This is a genomic window from Sporosarcina sp. P34, assembly GCF_002743375.1.
Classification (GTDB): Bacteria; Bacillota; Bacilli; order Bacillales_A; family Planococcaceae; genus Sporosarcina.
Genome location: NZ_PDZC01000006.1, coordinates 58,765 through 78,810 on the forward strand (window position 1 = coordinate 58,765; position 20,046 = coordinate 78,810).

Annotated in this window: 16 protein-coding genes and 1 riboswitch; of the genes, 11 read left to right on the top strand and 5 right to left on the bottom strand. The window is 40.4% G+C overall.

What is annotated here, in order from left to right; genetic code table 11:
* The first annotated feature begins 85 nt into the window (after positions 1–85).
* The 4 genes from CSV63_RS10340 (at position 86) to CSV63_RS10355 (ending at position 7,103) form a co-directional block, all read left to right on the top strand.
* A complete protein-coding gene (locus tag CSV63_RS10340) occupies positions 86–1,396 on the top strand; it encodes a Na+/H+ antiporter family protein (protein WP_099695719.1) in 1,311 nt (436 codons plus the stop codon).
* Between the two features lie 97 nt (positions 1,397–1,493).
* A complete protein-coding gene (locus CSV63_RS10345) occupies positions 1,494–2,291 on the top strand; it encodes a histidine racemase CntK family protein (protein ID WP_085427290.1) in 798 nt (265 codons plus the stop codon).
* A 418-nt stretch (positions 2,292–2,709) separates the two neighbouring features.
* The gene (locus CSV63_RS10350) at positions 2,710–5,469 is read left to right on the top strand and encodes an EAL domain-containing protein (RefSeq protein WP_099695720.1); all 2,760 of its coding nucleotides are present in this window, start codon (positions 2,710–2,712) and stop codon (positions 5,467–5,469) included.
* Positions 5,466–7,103, top strand: a complete 1,638-nt coding sequence (locus tag CSV63_RS10355) for a thiamine pyrophosphate-binding protein (RefSeq protein WP_099695721.1) — start codon at positions 5,466–5,468, stop codon at positions 7,101–7,103. The genes CSV63_RS10350 and CSV63_RS10355 overlap by 4 nt, the downstream gene beginning before the upstream one ends.
* A gap of 49 nt (positions 7,104–7,152) precedes the next feature.
* Here the strand turns inward: CSV63_RS10355 and CSV63_RS10360 are convergent, their stop codons facing one another.
* Together CSV63_RS10360 and CSV63_RS10365 are read right to left on the bottom strand one after the other, a co-directional pair.
* The gene (locus tag CSV63_RS10360; RefSeq protein WP_099695722.1) at positions 7,153–7,884 is read right to left on the bottom strand and encodes a hypothetical protein; all 732 of its coding nucleotides are present in this window, start codon (positions 7,882–7,884) and stop codon (positions 7,153–7,155) included.
* Positions 7,885–8,002: 118 nt separating this feature from the next.
* Positions 8,003–9,322, bottom strand: coding sequence for an LLM class flavin-dependent oxidoreductase (locus CSV63_RS10365; RefSeq protein ID WP_199203643.1), 1,320 nt, complete (start codon positions 9,320–9,322; stop codon positions 8,003–8,005).
* Between the two features lie 439 nt (positions 9,323–9,761).
* Here CSV63_RS10365 and CSV63_RS10370 point away from each other — a divergent pair, with 439 nt between their 5' ends.
* Positions 9,762–10,700, top strand: coding sequence for a DMT family transporter (locus CSV63_RS10370; protein WP_099695723.1), 939 nt, complete (start codon positions 9,762–9,764; stop codon positions 10,698–10,700).
* A 64-nt stretch (positions 10,701–10,764) separates the two neighbouring features.
* On the opposite strand, the gene CSV63_RS10375 is transcribed toward CSV63_RS10370, so the two are convergent.
* Positions 10,765–11,061, bottom strand: a complete 297-nt coding sequence (locus tag CSV63_RS10375) for a hypothetical protein (RefSeq protein WP_099695724.1) — start codon at positions 11,059–11,061, stop codon at positions 10,765–10,767.
* A gap of 232 nt (positions 11,062–11,293) precedes the next feature.
* On the opposite strand from CSV63_RS10375, the gene CSV63_RS10380 reads away from it, so the two are divergent.
* From CSV63_RS10380 to CSV63_RS10390, 3 genes are all read left to right on the top strand, one after another.
* Complete coding sequence (locus CSV63_RS10380) at positions 11,294–11,707, top strand: carboxymuconolactone decarboxylase family protein (protein ID WP_099631831.1); 414 nt, start codon at positions 11,294–11,296, stop codon at positions 11,705–11,707.
* 265 nt (positions 11,708–11,972) lie between these two features.
* Positions 11,973–12,620 carry a 5,6-dimethylbenzimidazole synthase gene (bluB, locus tag CSV63_RS10385; protein WP_099695725.1) on the top strand — a complete coding sequence of 216 codons (648 nt, stop codon included), beginning with the start codon at positions 11,973–11,975 and terminating at the stop codon, positions 12,618–12,620.
* A 210-nt stretch (positions 12,621–12,830) separates the two neighbouring features.
* On the top strand, positions 12,831–13,793 hold the full coding sequence (locus CSV63_RS10390) for a tRNA dihydrouridine synthase (RefSeq protein WP_099695726.1): 963 nt from the start codon (positions 12,831–12,833) through the stop codon (positions 13,791–13,793).
* 126 nt (positions 13,794–13,919) lie between these two features.
* Here CSV63_RS10390 and CSV63_RS10395 read toward each other — a convergent pair whose 3' ends face one another.
* Positions 13,920–15,086, bottom strand: a complete 1,167-nt coding sequence (locus CSV63_RS10395) for a pyridoxal phosphate-dependent aminotransferase (protein ID WP_099695727.1) — start codon at positions 15,084–15,086, stop codon at positions 13,920–13,922.
* A gap of 229 nt (positions 15,087–15,315) precedes the next feature.
* A riboswitch (SAM riboswitch) is annotated at positions 15,316–15,427 on the top strand.
* Positions 15,428–15,542: 115 nt separating this feature from the next.
* Between CSV63_RS10395 and CSV63_RS10400 the strand changes: the two genes are divergently transcribed.
* Genes CSV63_RS10400 through CSV63_RS10410 form a run of 3 tightly spaced genes read left to right on the top strand, consistent with a single transcriptional unit; the run spans position 15,543 to position 18,062 of the window.
* Positions 15,543–16,556 (top strand): methionine ABC transporter ATP-binding protein, encoded by a 1,014-nt coding sequence (locus CSV63_RS10400; RefSeq protein ID WP_099695728.1) that lies wholly within the window; start codon positions 15,543–15,545, stop codon positions 16,554–16,556.
* Positions 16,549–17,217, top strand: a complete 669-nt coding sequence (locus tag CSV63_RS10405) for a methionine ABC transporter permease (RefSeq protein WP_099695729.1) — start codon at positions 16,549–16,551, stop codon at positions 17,215–17,217. Before CSV63_RS10400 ends, CSV63_RS10405 begins: the two co-directional genes overlap by 8 nt.
* A gap of 17 nt (positions 17,218–17,234) precedes the next feature.
* Positions 17,235–18,062: a MetQ/NlpA family ABC transporter substrate-binding protein gene (locus tag CSV63_RS10410; RefSeq protein WP_099695730.1), complete on the top strand. Its 828-nt coding sequence runs from the start codon at positions 17,235–17,237 to the stop codon at positions 18,060–18,062.
* 83 nt (positions 18,063–18,145) lie between these two features.
* Here the strand turns inward: CSV63_RS10410 and sdaAA are convergent, their stop codons facing one another.
* A complete protein-coding gene (gene sdaAA, locus CSV63_RS10415) occupies positions 18,146–19,723 on the bottom strand; it encodes an L-serine ammonia-lyase, iron-sulfur-dependent, subunit alpha (RefSeq protein ID WP_099695731.1) in 1,578 nt (525 codons plus the stop codon).
* Positions 19,724–20,046 lie beyond the last annotated feature (323 nt).

The window sequence follows — 20,046 nt, forward strand, 5'->3', positions numbered from 1 at the left end:
TAAGAGGGAGAGTTTCCTTCCTCTTCGCCCATGAATAACTGAATGTTCGAAATTCTATTCTAGTTTAAAAGGAAGAGGTGAATCTATGTTTAGTACGGTAGTGATTTCAGTTATCGTCATGTCTGTGTTGAGTCTTCTGCGGGTTAACGTAATGTTTGCCATTATTATCGCAGCAGGTGTGGCTGGGTTAATGGAAGGTCTGTCACTGACGGAAGCAACAACAATGCTAGTCTCCGGAATGGGTGGACAAGCAAATACCGCATTAAGTTATATTTTGCTGGGAATGTTCGCCGTTATGATTAGTTTTTCAGGAATTACAGGCTTTCTCGTGAAGAGATTGATGAAAGTTTTAAGAGGAAAACGATCAATTTTATTGCTAACCATTGCAGGGGTTGCTTGTTTCTCACAAAACGTGGTTCCTATCCATATAGCATTTATCCCGATTTTAATTCCACCTTTGCTTCATTTATTTGATAAGATGAAGATTGACCGTCGAGGTGTTGCTTGTGCGTTGACATTTGGATTAAAAGCGCCTTACATTATGATTCCGGCTGGGTTTGGATTAATATTCCATGGAATCATTGCAGAAGAAATGAAAGCAAGTGGTATGGAGATCCCTCTTTTATCAGTCACCTATTCCATGCTGATTCCTGGAATTGGTATGATTGTAGGTTTACTAGTTGCCGTTTTCATCTCGTACCGCAAGCCAAGGGAACTTCCGCATAGCGACATGGGAGTTATTGTTGCGGAAGAAATACCTGAAGAAATCGAACTGAAATTCAACTTACGTCACGTCCTCACTATTGGAGCAATTATCGGCGCGTTGATTGTACAATTAGCTACAGGTTCACTTGTTTTAGGAGCACTTACCGGTATTGCGTTAATGTATATATTCACAGTCGTTCCCTTTAATGAAGGAGAAAGAGTTGTCAATGAAGGGATTAGCATGATGGGTATGATTGCATTTGTTATGTTGATTGCTTCCGGATATGCAACTATTTTAAAAGAGACAGGTGCAGTCAATGATTTAGTGGAATCAGCTACAGCAATTTTAGGTGATAACAAACTGATTATTGCATCCGTCATGTTATTGATCGGATTATTAATTACAATGGGTATCGGTTCATCATTCGGGACCATTCCAATTATTGCAGCTTTGTTCGTGCCAATCTGTATAGCTGTTGGTTTCTCTCCAATGGCAACGGCTGCCTTAATTGGGACTGCAGGCGCGCTTGGCGATGCAGGATCACCGGCATCTGATAGTACGCTAGGGCCGACAGCAGGGTTGAATGCGGATGGAAAGCATCATCATATTTGGGATACGTGTGTACCAACATTTTTACATTATAATATCCCGCTTCTCATCTTTGGTGTCGTTGCGGCTATGGTACTGTAAAAAAATCATGGAAACATTACGTGATGCGGTGTGTTTTCAACACACCGCATCACGTATTTCGAAGTAATCAGCGAGTGGAAAGGGAGGAGAATTAAAGATGAAACTGGATTTTGTAAAGGCTAGTCCATCAAAAAACACTACCGTTTTTATAACTAACTATGTAGTACCTGCGCATTATGCGAAAATCGCTAGTAGAATTATGGACGATGAACATCTGCATGCAGAACAGGCGGGTTTCTTAGTGCAACCACAAACTGAAGATGCCGTACTGAGGTTGGAAATGTCGGGTGGGGAATTTTGCGGTAATGCCGTGTTAAGTGCTGCTGCCTACTGCTCTTATAAAGGGCTCACCAAAGATCGTACATTTCTGTTAGAGACATCAGGTTCGGATTTTCCGCTTGAGTGCGAAGTCGTTGTAAAGTCACCCACTCATTTTGTCGCCAAAGCTGAAATGCCGCCTCCATTATCAACGACTGAGATAGTGATTGATTTGAATGGTCGGAGTATTACAGGAAATGTCGTAAAATTGGATGGTATCACTCATTTCATAACAGACTATTGGCCAACTGAAGATCAGTTTAATCAATTGATTGAAGCAGTCACCAATAAGATTGAAGATAAAGCAATCGGTATCATTCCATACAAGCAGTTGAAGGAAAGCGAGTATGAAATATGGCCTTTTGTTTATGTGACGGAAACCGGGAGCAGATTTTTTGAACAAGCTTGCGGTTCAGGATCTCTAGCCTTGGGTGTTCATTTGTCAAAGGAAAATCAAAATCAGACCTTGCAAATTCACCAGCCAGGCGGGATCGTACATGTAGAAACAGGCGGTAAAAATTATATTTCTACAGATGTACGTTTTACTTGTGAAGGATTTGTGTATTTGGATATGTAAGCCAATATATTTAAAAGTGCCAACTTCATAATTGAGGTTGGCGCTTTTATATTTCTGGAAATAAGTATAGGTGAAAATCCTTAATTTTGGAGTAGGTGATGCAGCCTTTCATGTACCGAAAGAAATCGGAAATGAATTAGCCGTAGAAATAAGCAGTAGTGGTATAGAAGCGAAGAGTTTTATATCCAGCTGGTAACCACTCTACTGTCAGGGGGATTTTGACCCTAGATTTTTGAATGATACTATTTGCTTATACAATATCTTCCTATTCGTTATATATTTAATATAGCTGTAACATCTATTAAAAGGCTATTGTTAATAATTTGTCGAATAACATAGTAAGATGTTATCTATCGATACACATGACGGTATCTATACTATATATAGAGAATTCACTTGGATAGGATAGGAGGTATGAATAGTGAAAGAGCAAACAAGATATCTTCGTCTAGCGAATATAACAAAGCTAATAAATACAAAGCTAGAGTTAAGAGAAGTGCTAAATCACGTGATCACCGCTATATCAGAGGAGATTGTTCAATGTGACTCGGTCGGAATTTACTTGCCGCAACAAGACGGATCATTCAGGGGCTTCGTAGGAAAGCCTGAAGTGATCAACGGCATGACGCTCGATATGCATACAATTGATACCGACTTCGATTTACTGGCGAAAGAAGTAATTGAAACAAGAAGAACGATCTATATACCGGATACATCTAAAGACTATCGACCTGATCAAAGGGCAGTTATAGGATTTAAGATAAAATCTTTATTGGCTTTACCTATTACTGGCGAAACGGAATTATTCGGACTTGTTTTCTTGTTCGATTATGGAATTCCGATGAATTTGACTGAACTTGAGATTCAAACCGTCCAGTCCTACGTCAATATGGCGGCTGTTGCAATTCAAAATGCCAAGTTGCTGACAAGTAAAGAAGAATTGATTCAAGAAAAGCAATTATTGTTGGATATAACTCGGGATTTATCACTGTGTTCTACGATGCAGGAAGCACTGGATACATGTTTTCTTTATATAGAAAGAGTGCTTGGAAACAATGACATAGGTGTCCATCTAATCGATCCGTTGGTGCAAATGAAGATTAAGCCTACAACAATTAATCAGAAAAGTGATTGGTCGCCAGAAGAATGGGTTAAGTCTCATGACGAGAAAAAATTTGATGATGAAAATGATAAAGTGTTTCAGGAAGTGATTGCATCTAGAAAAGCGCAACTTATTCCAGATGTCTTTGCAGACGATCGTGTGAACCATAAAGTATGTCGATACTTTGGTATTCAATCGATGTTTATTCTTCCTATTGTTTCCATGGGGAAAGTATTAGGTTTACTAGTCATTGCAGACCTTCAACAAAAAAATCCGAATTACTCCGAGACCAGTCAACAACTGACGCAATCTATTGTCGATACAACAGCATCCACTTTATTGAACTTATTGAATATGGAAAAGCAAGAGTTAATTATAGAACAGCGTACTGCAGAGATAACGGAAAAGAACAACGAACTTGAATCAGCGATGAAAGAATTACAGCGTATTAGCCGGGAGAAGGAACTGATTCTCCATTCGGCAGGTGAAGGGATATTCGGATTAGATTTACAGGGGGTCATTACGTTTTGTAATCCAGCCGCAGCCGTAATGCTAGGTTATAAGATGAAGAATGAGTTAATAGGTAAACCTGTCAGTATTATTTACAATGAAAATAATACAAATAAAGAGGAAGTTACATTCTTTAGACAAGATCAGTCCAGTTTTCCTGTAGAATATGTTAGATCTTCCATTAAAGAAGGAGATAGAGTCGTTGGGGATGTCGTTACATTTAAAGATATCTCCGAAAGAAAGAAGATGGAGAAAGAAATCAGGTACCATGCGTATTATGATAGCTTGACCAATCTTCCCAACCGGGTGCTTTTAAAAGATCGCATGGAACAAGGGTTGAGCTTTGCCCGGACTCATGAAGATAAAGCAGCGGTACTGTTCATGGACTTGGATCGTTTCAAATCAGTCAATGACTTATTAGGGCATAGCTATGGTGATATTTTATTGGCACATGTAGCAAGACGTATATGCGCATGTCTCCCTGAAGGTTCCACAGCGTCGCGTCAAGGTGGTGATGAATTCATTATCTACCTGCCTTCTATTAGATCAGAAGCAGATGTTGTTGAAGTGGCGGAAAAGATTGTGGATCAATTCAACAAGCCATTCAATCTAAAAGGACATGAAATGCACATCCACAGCAGTATAGGAATCAGTTTATTTCCTCAAGATGGACAGACAGTGGAGTTATTGATTAAAAATGCTGATATCGCCATGTATCAATCCAAAAACGTATCCGGCAGCAGCTATCATTTTTATCAAGTGGCGATGGATATCAGGACGTTTGAAAATGTGAAGTTTGAAAATGCTTTATATAAAGCACTTGATCGTGAGGAGTTCGAAATTTATTTTCAACCTCAAATTGATTATAGTACACATACTATCATCGGAACTGAAGTGTTATTGAGATGGAATCACTCGACAGAAGGATTAATCACACCCGATAAGTTTATCGCACTGGCGGAAGAGACGGGGCTAATAGTTCCTATCGGAGAGTGGGTTATTAGAAGTGCATGTAACCAAATCAAGAAGTGGCAAGCTAAAGGATATCCACCGATTGTAGTATCTGTAAATCTATCGGCCCGCCAGTTTGAACAAAATAATTTATTCCAAACGGTAAAAGATATATTAGAAGAAGAAGGGGTATCACCAGAGCTTTTATGTCTTGAAATTACAGAGAACCAAATTATTAAAAATACAGAGTTGACTATCCAGACGATGAAAGAGTTACAGGCGATCGGAATCAAGATGTCTATTGATGACTTTGGTACAGGCTATTCATCTTTGGGCTATTTAAAAAACTTGCCGATCAATGCGTTGAAAATAGATAAATCGTTTATTCAGGAATTGGAAAGCAATGACGACAATTCAGCCATTGTGAATACGATCATCACGTTAGCAGAAAATCTGGGGTTGCATGTAGTTGCTGAAGGTGTCGAAACACTAGAACAAGCGGAATTTTTAGTCTCAAGAGAATGTCATATCATGCAAGGGTATTACTTTAATGTGCCGCTGAAAGCGAATGAATTCGAAAGCACGTATCTGGCTACTAAAGGAGAGATTTTATGAAGGCTGTTCGAGCAGTGTTGGATTATTTAATGGCTAGCGGGGTACAACATGTTTTTGGTATCCCAGCAGGTTCTGTCAATGCGTTTTTTGATGAGTTGTATGAAATACCTGAACTGACACCGATCGTGACGAAACATGAAGGCGCTGCTTCCTATATGGCAGTTGCTTATGCTAAATATACGGCTACTATGAGTGTGTGTATTGGATGCAGTGGGCCTGGTGGTACCAATCTACTAACAGGTGCTGCAAATGCTATGCGTGAACATCTTCCTGTATTATTTTTGACGGGTGCAGTTCCTGTCGATACTGTCGGTTTAAATGCCTCTCAAGAATTGGATGCTGAACCACTCTTTAAATCAGTGACGAAATATAGTGTAACTGTAACGGATTCGAAGGATTTACTTGGCGAAGTGGTAAAGGCTTGTGAAATAGCGATTTCCGGTGTACCGGGTCCTGTCCATATCGCCATGCCGATAGATATCCAGATCAATCCAATTGAGTCTCCTGAAATACCGGCTCCGCCAAAAAGAACGCCGATAGTTCCGGATCAAAACGTCATACAGTCTGTTGCAAGAGAGCTCGTTAATAAACAGGATGGATATATTTTTGTAGGACAAGGTATTAGAAACTCTGTCGATCAGTTACTTGAGTTAGCGGAGATGCTCAAGTGGCCAATTATTACAACACCCCAAGCAAAAGGCTATATTACAGAAGATCATCCACTTCACGCTGGCGTCTTCGGCTTTGCCGGTCATGACGCCGCTTCTTCATTGATCAATGGGAGTGATGGTGAAGCTTTACTGGTAGTAGGCTCCAGTTTAGGCGAGACGGCTACGAATAATTGGAACGTCAATCTCACTAAAGGTCGGTACACTATTCAACTGGATTACGATTCATCCGTTTTTAATCGTAAATATGAAGTGGATGCTGCTGTTTTGGGAGACATAGATTTAAGCTTGACCGCGTTACTAGATGGATTAAAAACTTTGAACTTGCCGACGAAAGATCAAGCATTTAGGAAGCAAGAAATAGAGAGAACGGATAGTGAAGAGTACAATACGAAAAATGTTTTGATGTGTCTGCAAAAATACGCTCCCCGCAATACAAGATATACCGTCGATATAGGTGAGTTCATGGCATATTTCATTCATGATATGAACGTGGTGGAGTCCGATACATTTGATATTAATGTACATTTTGGGGCGATGGGGAGCGGTATAGGTTCTGCAATTGGTTCGAAGCTTGCTGAGCCTGAACGTCCAGTAGTTTGCGTTACGGGTGACGGTTGTTTCTTCATGCACGGTATGGAAATCCTCACCGCAAAAGAACATAGATTGCCGATTTTATTTGTTGTGATGAATAATGCACGCTTAGGAATGGTCTATCATGGTCATTCGTTGCAATATAAACGTTCCCATCCATCGTTTGAACAAGAACCGGTGAATATTGCAGCTATGGCTGCGGCTATGAACATACCGAGTAAACGAATGGAAACGATGGAGGATCTAACCGAAGAAGCAATAGATGAGCTGATGAACGTGAACGGGCCATCCATTCTTGAAATTTCCTTGATTGATAATACAATACCTCCAATGGGAGATCGTGTGAAGTTTCTATCCTCCTTTGGAAAATAAATAACCCGATGAAGAGGCTATATCAGCCTCTTCTCGGGCTTTTGTATCATCAAATAGATTTGTATAATACATGTGTATTTTCAATAATCGCATCTATTGTTTTTCCTTTAAAAGCATTGGAAACTGTAAGACCAGAAGGATTTGAATAATAATACGCATCTACTTGCGAGTTATAACTGTATCCCATGCTAGCTAAAGATTGTAGTAATTCAGTCGGTAGATTTTTCGATCCAGTACGCGCCGTAAAGTAGTCTGTGCAGTAGATTTTCACGTCTACATCCTTTGTTCCGGTATGAATAACAAATAAGTCTTTATCATCTTTCACGAGCCACTGTCCTTTGGAATACAAAGAAATCCTAGTTTTCCCCAACCCGTCAATCCCAACTAAATTCATACCGAAATAGTGGTTAATCATGGTGCGGATTTCGTCACCTGTCACGTGATGATTATGATGAGCCAAATATAAATCCAAAATGACTTGTGAAGAAAGACTGCTGCAAGTTTTCAAATCCGTTAATGGAGGAATCTCAAAAGTACCGATTTTCTCTGTGGTCAACACGGGAACTTGTTCTAAGTGGAACTTGAAAGCTTGTGCAATTGCTTCGTAAATGACTAGACTGGTTATTTTATCCTGATATTGATCAATATACATATCCATTACATCAATCTTTGCTAACTTGCTGATGTAATTAATTAATTCTGTATTAGACATGCATGTATCTAATTGATGCGAACTTTTAACTACGTTCTGAATTTCATAGGAGTACGTTACTGGATTCATGTTCCTCTGATACCTCCTCATTGTAGAACTTCTGTATAATTATTAGGTAATTATACAACAAAGAAATATGCAAAGTACTCAATTGTTTGAAAAATATCTGTTTGATCAACTTTATCTATTAAAGTGAATAGGAGTTTTCCGCATAAGGCAACTCCATGTTTTCGCGTAAAGTAATCCCTTCATAATCTGTCCTGAAAATTCCACGCTTTTGAAGGATAGGGACAACTTTATCAACAAATGCTTCTAATTCGCTTGGCAAATTTGCAATGAGCATAAAACCATCCGCTCCATTTTGTTCGTACCAGGCTTCAATAAGGTTAGCGACTTGCTCCGGTGTACCCATAAAAGGTGTGCGCGGTGTGGCTTCTCGTAAAGCTACTTGACGCAAGGTTAAGTTTTGCTTACGTGCTTCAGACTTAATGCGATCAGTATCGCTTCTGAAACTATTTTTGCCAATGCATCCTATGTCGGGAAAAGGTCCATCCAATGGATATTGTGAAAAATCATGATGTTCAAAAAGACGGCCTAAAAAAGCAAGTGCTTGTTCAATCGTTACCAAACCGGCAAGTTCTTCGAATTTCCGCTCCGCTTCCTCTATCGTATCTCCAATAATCGGACTGATGCCTTGTAGAACCAACAAGTCATCGGGCTTACGTCCAACAGCGGCTGTTTGCTCTTTCACATCTATGTAATAGCGCTGTGCTTCGTCTAAAGTAGGCATAATGGCGAAAACTACATCTGCTTGTTGTGCGGAGAATGCAATACCTGCTTTTGATGAACCAGCCTGAAATATTACCGGTTGCCCCTGCGGTGATCGGCCAATATTTAGAGGCCCAAGTACAGAAAAGAACTCGCCTTCATGATTCAATGTATGTAATTTATTCGGGTCGAAAAATTGCCCGGTCTGTTTATTGCGTATAAAAGCATCTTCTTCCCAAGAATTCCATAAGCCTTTCATGACGTTCACGAACTCGGCAGCCATCCGGTAACGTGTGGCATGATTTGGATGATCTGTAACCTCTTTATTAAAATTTAATGCTGTCTTTTCCAATCCGGACGTCACCGCATTCCATCCTGCTCGTCCCCCGCTCAACATATCAAGTGACGCAAACTGTCGTGCTGCAGAAAACGGTTCGCAATAGGTAGTCGATAATGTGCCGACTAATCCGATATTCGACGTCACCGCTGCCAATGCAGAAAGTATCGTGAGAGGTTCGAATCGATTCAGGTAATGTGGATTCGATTGTTCATTAATGTATAAAGCATCTGCGATGAAAACAAAATCAAATTTCCCGCGTTCTGACGCTAGGGCCTGTTGTTTATAAAATTCAAAGCTTACACTTGCATCCGATGGCATAGTAGGGTGCCGCCAGTCTGAAATCTTCTCACCGACACCGTGGATCATCGTTCCTATTTTTAACTTCTTCCTCACATGCATCGTCCTCTCCCTAGTCATTTGGATTGTTATATATATCATCCATTATTTTAAATTATCACGTGTGTCATGCCTGGTGTCAAGACACTGGTTTATATATCTGTACGTGATGTATTACGATCAGACGTTCAAGTACTGAAGATGGTGAAAGGTAAGTCCTTAACATTAACGCCAGTTTTCATGTCGTCTCTTTTGTGAATATATTAATGAATAAGATTAGAACGAAACATCGATTTTATGCCTGTAATTCTTTTGAAAGCACTGTCAGGGGGGAGACAAGGCTACCACGTATTTTTTCATCTGAAGAATAACATGAAATAATTTACTAGACATGCGTTGTACCAATTGGAATGGTTTTGTCTACAGGTATGCATTATAATTCAGTATATAACTATACGTATTTTATATAAAATCGTCAGTAGATCTATTAGAATGGGAGGCGATGAGGTTGGAAACTCAGCCGAGTGCGAAGACATATGTAATCACAATTGCAGGAGCCGTCTGTTGGGGATTGATCGGTTTATTCATAGCGCCACTATATGCACGAGGATTCACGGCTTGGGATGTGGTAGCGATTCGGGGAATCTTCAGCTTTGTGTTTTTATTTATCATTATGCTGCTGTTTTTTCGTGATCAGTTACGGACACGAATAAAAGATCATGTATTTTTTGCGAGTGCAGGTATTTTCAGTCTTGCGCTATTTAACTACTTTTACTTTGAAGTGTTTTCACGATCGAGCTTGTCACTTGCCGTGACGTTATTATATACCGGCCCGTTATTCGTGATGATTCTATCGAGGATCTTCTTTAAGGAATTACTCACTGTCCGCAAAGGTTTAGCGTTAGTATTTGCTATTGTCGGTTGTGCATTTGTGGTCGGACTATTGCCGCTAGGATCGGAGAGTATTCCTAGTAAGACGCTGTTCATGGGGATTCTTTCGGGGTTTTGTTATGCGCTGTACAGTATTTTCACCAAGCCAATAACGAAACGATATTCGGCCCTGACAATTACTCTGTACGCATTCTTTTATATGGCATTATTCATGTCGCTGACAAGTGATATATGGCGTAAGGTGGATACATTCGGATATGCTGACGTTTGGATTGCCGCCTTACTACTAGCGCTGATTTCCACTGTGGTAGCGTATGTGTTATATACATCGGGTCTAAAGTATTTGGAAGCTGGGAAAGCGTCGATTCTTGCTACCATTGAACCAATTGTTGCAGTTTTAGTTGGTGTATGGTTTCTTAGTGATCAACTGCTTCCGTTACAGATATTAGGCATCGCACTTGTGTTGTATTCAGCAATACTCATAGTAGGCAAGCAGGAAAAAAGTAAAATAAGAAGTATTAATAAAAGTAATCAGACCTTTGAACAATAGGACTGTATAAAAATTGGTCCCGTTTGATGGCATAAACGAACGGAATAACTCTGACAAGTGCCTATTATGATTTGAATTTCCCTATCTCATCTGCGACTACAAATGCCAAATCATCATTCCCGAATAGTTGAAGCACATCCAACATAGTTTCGTTATCTATATGAAATTCCTCAAATTCATCATCGTTTTCCATGACTTCTTTTAGGGCGGGATTTGTCTGTTGTTCAGGGTATGCTTGCTGATAAAGGGCTTGCGGATTCAGTTTATGATTCGCGCACCATTGGACAAATAGGCGGATCATCAAGTTTTCATCATCTTTATACTTTTGAATGATTTGTTCTTCGATACTTTTAAATTCCATTATGCAAACCTCCAGGGTCGATTGTTTCTTTTAAGTATAAACGATAGGAAGACTTTCTAGTAATAAATGCACATAAAAATTGCTGCCCTATAGAATGTCGAATAGACGAAAAATTTCGTTTTCTAACAAAGTTTGCTACACTCATAGTGTCACCGTTATTCAATGATATGAAAGAAAGTTTACGCACAGTTTTGGTGAAATAGCGGATAGTATAACCAAGGAGGTTTTGGAAATGGCGGAAGATCGCTATCAACGTGGTTTGGAAAAGTTAATGGAACTTACGTTATCGGGTGAAGATAACCCAGCAGGTGAGATGGAAATTGGAGAGAGTTTCAAAGATGTAGCACCAGATTTGACTAAGTATGTTGTAGAATTTGCGTTTGGAGATATTTATTCGCGACCTGGATTAGATAATAAACAGAAGGTCCTAACGACGATTACGGCACTTGTGGCACAAGGTAAGCCGCAGATTCAGATGCATATCAAAACAGGACTTGATGTAGGCTTGACACCAGACGAGATTATCGGTTGTATTATGCACCTCATACCGTACACAGGATTCCCGAGCGTGCTGAATGCTCTATCTGTCGCTCAAACAGTATTTGCGGAACGTGGAGTATCCATTACGAAAACGGACGAGACCTGAGCATATTTAATTCGAATGGTATATCGTAAAGTGGCTTTAACCGGTGACGTGTAAAACGGTTGAAGCCACTTTTCTAATTTTTAAGATGGACTAACTACTTCGCTGATCAACTAAAGACATAATAGCCTGAATAGGAACTTCAGTATATGTAAGTGATACTTAGTCAAATCTGTCATTCATTATATAAATTCATTATAATAAACGCGTGTTGATTAATTACAAATAGTATACTATATTGCGTAAACGACTAGGGGAGAGATATCACATGTTTTCGAAAGAAGAAAAAGATGCAATTTACAAGGTAATTTATACTAGAAGAGATGTGCGAAGTTTTTTACCAACAGCCATTCCTGAAGAGGCGATACATAACATATTAAAAGCCGCTCACCAAGCACCTTCCGTCGGCTTCATGCAACCTTGGAACTTCGTGATCGTTTCGTCTGAAGAAACGAAAGAAAAGTTAGCCTGGGCAGCTGATAAGGAAAGACGTGCGCTAGCTATTCATTATGAAGACGAGGCAGAAAAAGAGACAAAGTTCCTTGGCTTAAAAATACAAGGATTGAAAGAAGCACCCATCACTATTTGCGTAACATGTGATCCGACTCGTGGCGGGTCACATGTCTTAGGACGTAATTCCATTCCTGAAACAGACATGTTATCGACTGCTTGCGCCATACAAAATATGTGGCTAGCAGCATGTGCAGAAGGATTGGCAATGGGCTGGGTGAGTTTTTATAAAAAAAATGATGTCCGCGATATTTTGAACATCCCCCCTCATATTGAACCGATTGCTCTTCTATCTATTGGTTATACGGAGCATTATCCTACTGCGCCTATATTAGAAACAGCGAATTGGGAAAAACGACGAAGTGTAGATGATTTAATTTTTTCAGATCAGTGGAATAAGCGATAATTGTAAAGTGGTTAGGGACTACAGTTGACGTGGCCATGACGGATAGGAGTAGTTTAATCATAATTTTTGGTGATAGCTCAAAGAAGTGGAATTCATCGATGCATTTTTTGTATAATAGTAAGACTGGCATCTGTAAGGGATAAGTATATGTAATAAAACCATTTTTGCACATGCAGATGCAAGTTATGAAGAGAGGATTTGAACATAACGATGAGTACTAATTTTTGGCTTGATCTACCACGGCCATTTTTTATATTAGCACCGATGGAGGATGTGACGGATGTGGTTTTTCGTCACGTAGTAAGCGAAGCTGCACGTCCAGATGTATTCTTTACTGAATTCACAAATACGGAAAGTTTTTGTCATCCAGAAGGAATTTTCAGCGTGCGCGGACGTTTGGCATTTACAGAAGACGAACAGCCAATCGTTGCACATATTTGGGGAGATAAGCCTGAACATTTCCGCGATATGAGTATTGGGATGGCGGAACTTGGTTTTAAGGGATTGGATATTAATATGGGATGCCCTGTGCCAAATGTAGCAACAAAAGGTAAAGGCAGCGGTCTGATCAACCGTCCGGAAACAGCCGCGGCAATTATTCAGGCAGCAAAAGCTGGCGGATTGCCTGTGAGTGTAAAGACTCGTCTTGGCTACACAGATATAGAAGAGTGGCATACATGGCTCAGACATGTACTGGAGCAAGATATTGCGAACTTGTCGATACATCTTCGTACCCGTAAGGAGATGAGTAATGGGAATGCACATTGGGAATTGATTCCGGAGATCAAGAAACTTCGTGATGAAATAGCGCCTGATACACTGCTGACGATCAATGGAGATATTCTTGACCGTCAAATGGGTCTGGAGCTGGTGGAAAAATACGGTGTCGATGGGGTTATGATTGGTCGCGGAATTTTTAATAATCCATTTGCATTCGAAATAGAGAAGAGAGAGCATGATCATAAAGAGTTACTGGATCTACTGCGTCTTCATCTGGATCTATTTGATAAATATTCAACAGAACTAGAACCGCGGCTATTTAAACCGTTACGTCGTTTTTTTAAGATTTACATTAAAGGGTTCCGTGGAGCGGCTGAACTTAGACATGAATTAATGAATACGAATACGACAGATGAAGTGCGTGCATTACTGGATAGTGTGGAACTCGATTAATACATTTTGATAACCTTTAGCGGACATGATCTGTTTATACAAGCGAAAGCCTCCTTGCCATACCAGGAATACTGGTATGAGTAAGGAGGCTTTTTGCATCAAGAGGCAAAGTGGAAGTGTATCTTGTTACTTAAATAAACCAAGCTTTTCAATACGGCGAACCGCTTCTTGCAATCGTTCTTCACTTTCTAACAACCCGACTCGAATATATCCTTCGCCGTATACACCAAATCCGTTCCCTGGCGATACTGCGACATCTGCTTTATCCAGTAATAAGTTAGCGAAGGTTTCACTTGTAAAGCCTTCTGGGACAGGTAGCCAAGCGAAAAACGAGCCAGTAGGTGCTGTAACGTCCCAACCGATGCGTTCACATTCCGTCAGCAATACCGTCAGACGGCCTTCATAGAGCGCCACTAACTCTTCAACGCATTGTTGCGGACCCGTCAATGCTTCAATTGCCGCACGTTGAACCGCTGGGAAGATGCTAGTGAATAAATGGTCTTGCAATACGTTTAACGCTTCTATTATCTCGGAGTTGCCGACTGCAAAACCGACTCGCCAGCCTGCCATATTATACATTTTGGAAAGAGATAGCATTTCAATGCCGACTTCCTTTGCTCCTTCAGTTTGTAAAAAACTAATCGGTTTCTTACCTTCAAAACCAATACCGCCATACGCAAAATCTTGTAAGACCGCAATCTGATGTTCTTTGGCAAATTCCACCGTTTTTTCATAAAACTCGGGTGTGGCTGTAACACCCGTTGGATTACTTGGATAGTTTAAGTACATGAGTTTGGCATCTTTTTTCTGATAATCCGTTAAATTATCGTAATCAGGAAGAAATCCATTCTCCTTACGTAGCGGCATCGTATCATATCGAATACCTGCTAAGCTGACGCCGGATAAGTAATCAGGGTAACCCGGGTCTGGCAGCAATAATAAGTCACCTTCATTCATAATAGCAAGAGGTAGTTCCACGACACCTATTTTTGTACCGCCAAGTACCGCTACTTCTGTTTCGGGATCAATCGTGACATTGTATTCACGCTGATAATATTCAGCAACTGCTTGTTTTAAAGCAAGTGTCCCCCGAAATGGAGAGTAACCGTGTGTAGCAGGATCTTCAACGGCTTCTTGCAATGCTTTAATAATATGAGGAGGTGTTGGCTGATCAGGATTTCCACGTCCTAGGTTAATCACATCTCTGCCTTCATCCATAGCCTTTTCTATTTTATTTAATAATAATGTAAAGAAATGCGGAGGGAGTTGTTGTAATCGGTTGGATAATGCCATAGTCTATTCCTTCTTTCTTTGATAGGGTATGTGCGTTAAGTATACATAGATCATACAAGATTTTTCAATAGAAGGATTGTGATTCGATTCTAGAACATTGCGAAAATTAGTCGATAGAAATTAAAGCTGATAGAATAAGTCGGATATTCCGATAAATTGGCGTTATTCTCCTTGACAGTTGTATTAATTCAGATTAGTATATGTTTTATGCATATAATTTAATAGCAATCTCTTATCAAGAGCGACGGAGGGAAATGGCCCGATGATGTCCAGCAACCCCTTGAATAATCCAAGGAAGGTGCCAAATCCTACAGTATGGTTTTCCATCTGAGAGATAAGCTGAGAATATTTCAGTCCCTCTTTCATTTAGAAAAATGAAAGATTTTTTTATTTAGAAAGAAATTTTCTAGCCAACTGTTTATGATTATTTACTTGAATGTAGAAAGAAGTGAGACTATGATCCAAATTCAACATTTGTCTAAGGAATATCAGACAAAAGAAAAAGTGGTAAAAGGTGTAGATGACGTATCACTAGACATCGAGACAGGAGAAATATTTGGCATTGTCGGTTATTCAGGGGCCGGGAAAAGTTCACTTATACGTTGTTTGAATTTGTTGGAAAGGCCAACGAGCGGCACTATTTTAATAGATGGTGTAAACTTAACGAAACTTTCAGGGATTGAGCTTCGACAGGCACGCTTGAAGATCGGAATGATTTTTCAGCACTTTTATTTAATTAGTCAAAAGACTATTTTCGAAAATATCGCATTCGCTTTACAGGCAGCGAAAATGCCTTCAGATAAAATAGAGACACGGGTAATGGAACTTCTCGAAATGGTGGGTCTGTCGGATAAACGCAATGTATATCCTGCCCAGCTAAGTGGGGGACAGAAACAACGCGTCGGTATTGCGAGAGCGCTAGCCAATAATCCATCCGTTTTGCTTTGTGATGAAGCGACATCCGCACTGGACCCTAACACGACCACGTCCATTTTACGATTGTTGAAAAAGATCAATCAAGAATTGAATATCACGATTGTTTTAATTACGCACGAGATGAATGTGGTAAAAGAGATTTGTGATCGCATGGCGATTATGCAAGACGGAAAAGTGATCGAAGAAGGGCCAGTATATGACATCTTTTCTCAACCAGTTCAACCATTAACAAAGGAGTTTATCAGCAGTGTGGTGTCTTACGACATTCCTGAAGCCGTCATGTCCAATTTGGTCGGTACATTGATAAAAATCACATTTAAAGGTGAAGTAGCGATGGAGGGTGTAATTTCCGATACGATGCAGAAATATAAGGTCAAAGGAAACTTCTTGCATGGTTCGATTGAATATATTCAAGAACGAGCACTTGGGATTTTCTTGATGGAATTACAAGGTGAGCGTGAAGAAGTAGAGCAAGCGATTGCATACATACTGAAACAAAACGCACAAGTGGAGGTGATCCGACAACATGTTTGATCTATCTCACATCTTGGAACTCATGCCGGATATTACAAAAGCATTTGGTGAAACATTGTACATGATCGGCATCTCACTTACGATTGCGCTGATTATTGGATTGCCGCTTGGCGTTCTGTTATTTACAACGGATAGAGGATTATTTTTAGAGAACCGTGCAATTAATTCGGTTATTGGGTTTCTCGTCAACATCATTCGCTCTATCCCATTTATCATACTGCTTGTAGCTCTAATACCTTTGACGAAACTGATTGTCGGAAGTACGATTGGACCAGCAGCTGCAAGTGTATCGCTTTCCGTTGCAGCCATTCCTTTCTTTGCAAGGATTGTTGAAACATCCATGCGTGAAATTGATAAAGGAGTTATAGAAGCAGCGATTTCAACGGGTGCTTCGCCCTGGATGATTATTTGGAATGTGTTATTGCCTGAATCAAAGTCGAGTATTATCCAAGGACTTACACTGACGTTAATCAACTTAGTTGCCTATTCAGCAATGGCTGGATTTGTTGGCGGAGGTGGAATTGGGGACCTCGCAATTCGTTTTGGCTATTACCGATATGATGACAGTATTATGCTCGTCACCGTCGCCATTCTAATAATACTAGTGCAGTTGATTCAATTTAGTGGAGATCGTTTTTCAAAAATGATAGATAAAAGATAATAGGGGAGAGATGGATTATGAAGAAACTGGTACTTGCATTCATTCTTACTGCGTTAGTTGCGGCTTTAGCGGCTTGTGGAGAAGAAAAGTCTACTGAAAAGTCGGATGATGATAAAAATATACACTTTGGTGCAACTGCAGGTCCTTATAGTGACATGCTAAAAAAAGCAATACAACCTGCACTTGAGGAAAAAGGATATACTGTCGAAATCACGGAATTTAGTGATTATATACAACCCAATATTTCGTTGGATAGCGGAGATATAGATGCGAACTTGTTCCAAAATATCACGTACTTGGAAAACTTCGAGAAAGAAAATAAAATGGAACTCTCTGAATTGATTATCGTACCGACCGCGCCATTAGGTATCTATTCAAACAAATATACATCTCTCGATGAAATTGAAGAGGGATCAACTATCACTATTCCAAATGATCCAGTGAATGCTGCAAGAACGTTATATGTATTGGAAGATGTAGGGTTAGTGAAAATGGATGAAGGCATTGACCAATTAACGGCATCTGAAAAAGATATCACAGAGAACCCAAAAAACTTAGTAATTCAGCCGGTTGAAGCAGGGCAATTGCCCCGTTCGGTAGAGGGGTCTGACTTGGCTGCAGTGCCTGGTAACTTTGCAATTGCAGCAAATATGGATTTATTAGACGCATTAGCTTTAGAAAATATGCCTGATCGGTTCCGTAATGTTGTAGCCGTGAAAACAGAAAACGTAGATAAGCAATTTGCGAAAGACATTATTGAAGTAGTAGAATCTGAGCAGTTTTTAGAAGTGATTGAATCCGAATTTAAAGGTTTCGGTAAACCAGCTTGGATGGAAAAGAACTAGTTGGACGTAAAGTAATACGATGAAAAATATACCAGACTCGAAGACAATGGAAAGTGTCTTCAAGTCTGGTATTTTACTGCTGTTTATTCTGTCTCCACCAATACAATATCATCAATAATAGGTACGTCGCGTTTTAACTCCGTAAGCATTTCTTCATCTACAGAGCTATCGATTTCACAAATCGTAATAGCGGGACCGTCAATTGCAAATCGTTCATTCGCCATACGGGCAATATTGATTCCTTTTCTCGAGAGAATACCTAAAAGATCTGCAATAACGCCTTTTTGATCGGTGTGGCGGATCAATAGTGCTGGACGTTCGCCTGAGAATTTTAACGGATAATCATCAAGTTCTTGGACTTCGATTTTACCTCCACCAAGTGAACTGGCGAGGACTTTTACTTTGTTGGTTGGTCCTGTCAACTCGATGAGTACGGTATTTGGATGATAGCTCCCCAGCACACGTTTCGTAAATTCATATTCTAATCCTATCTCCATCGCAAGTTCTTTCGCATGCGGAATTCTGTCATCTGTCGTATTGTACCCCATGACACCGGCAAGAAGTGCCAAGTCGGTACCGTGTCCTTGATAGGTCGTTGCGAAAGAACCCATTAGTGAAAACTTTGCATGAATGGGTTGCTCGTTCAATAGCTGATGCGCAACGTTTCCAATTCGTACGGCTCCAGCAGTGTGGGAGCTTGATGGGCCAATCATGACAGGACCAATGATTTCATAGGCACTTTGGTATTTAGCAGGCGCACCACTGCTTTTTTCTTTTGACTCTTTTTCTTTCCCGAATACTTGGTTTTTCAGTTTTTGCCCTGTGGGTGTACCAGCTAGGCCACCTATACCCGTTTCGCGCAGTGACTCTGGCATATTTTGTCCGACTTCGTGCATGACATGGATCACTTCGTCAGGAGGGATGATGCTCACCACTCCTGCCATCGCCATATCTGCAGCCGCTTCAGCTGTGATAGCATGTAGTCCATTTCGAATGATACAAGGGATTTCTACAAGACCCGCCACAGGATCACAAACAAGTCCCAATGAGTTTTTCAGCGCAATACCTATTGCATGACCGACTTGTTCGGGTGTGCCGCCGGCAAGTTCCACTAATGTTCCTGCCGCCATTGCAGTAGCGGAGCCGACTTCTGCTTGGCATCCTCCTGCAGCTCCAGAAATGGAAGCGCGATTGGCGATGACTAAGCCTAGCGCGGAAGCCGTGAACATGGATAAGACAATTTGTTCGCGTGTATACTTGCCACTATCTAGCGCATGTACGAGAACGGCAGGCAATATTCCTGCTGATCCCGCAGTAGGGGTTGCGACGATTCGTCCCATATTCGCATTTACCTCTGAGACAGCTAGCGCATTTGCAGCGGTGTGTAGAGTAGAAGGATGAACGAAAGAATTCCCCTTTTCGGCATAGTCATATAAGCGCTGTCCATCACCGCCAGTTAGTCCTGTGCGTGACATCACAGATGTAGTTGTCCCTTTACGAACAGCTTCTTCCATCACCGTAAACTGTTCTGACATTTTCTTGATGATAGTTTCTCTTTGCATGCTTTTTTGCTTAATTTCGGATTGAATCATTAACTCGTAAATTGGCTTATGACTCTGTTCCGCATGCTCGATCAGTTGGTGTAAGCTCGTGAATGCCATATGTGTTTGCTCCTTAAAGAGAACCGTTCGGATAGAAAGATTCAAGAACCATTCTCGTTGTATTTGACAAAAAATATCGTATTTTTGAAAGCGCTTACCTATAATTATTTGTTACTTTACGTGAAATGTCAATCAATCGAAAAGATACCGAAGCACCTGATGCTCAGTTGTGTATATGTTTACTAACTTTGAAGATCCGAGTTGTTGAATGAGCCTGGAGGCACCTTTGTATCCGGTCGATAGGTCATATATTTAAACCCTTTTAATTGGGGGTGTTACTAAGTTAGTCTATAGTGTTAGACGTAAAATTTCAATGATTTGCA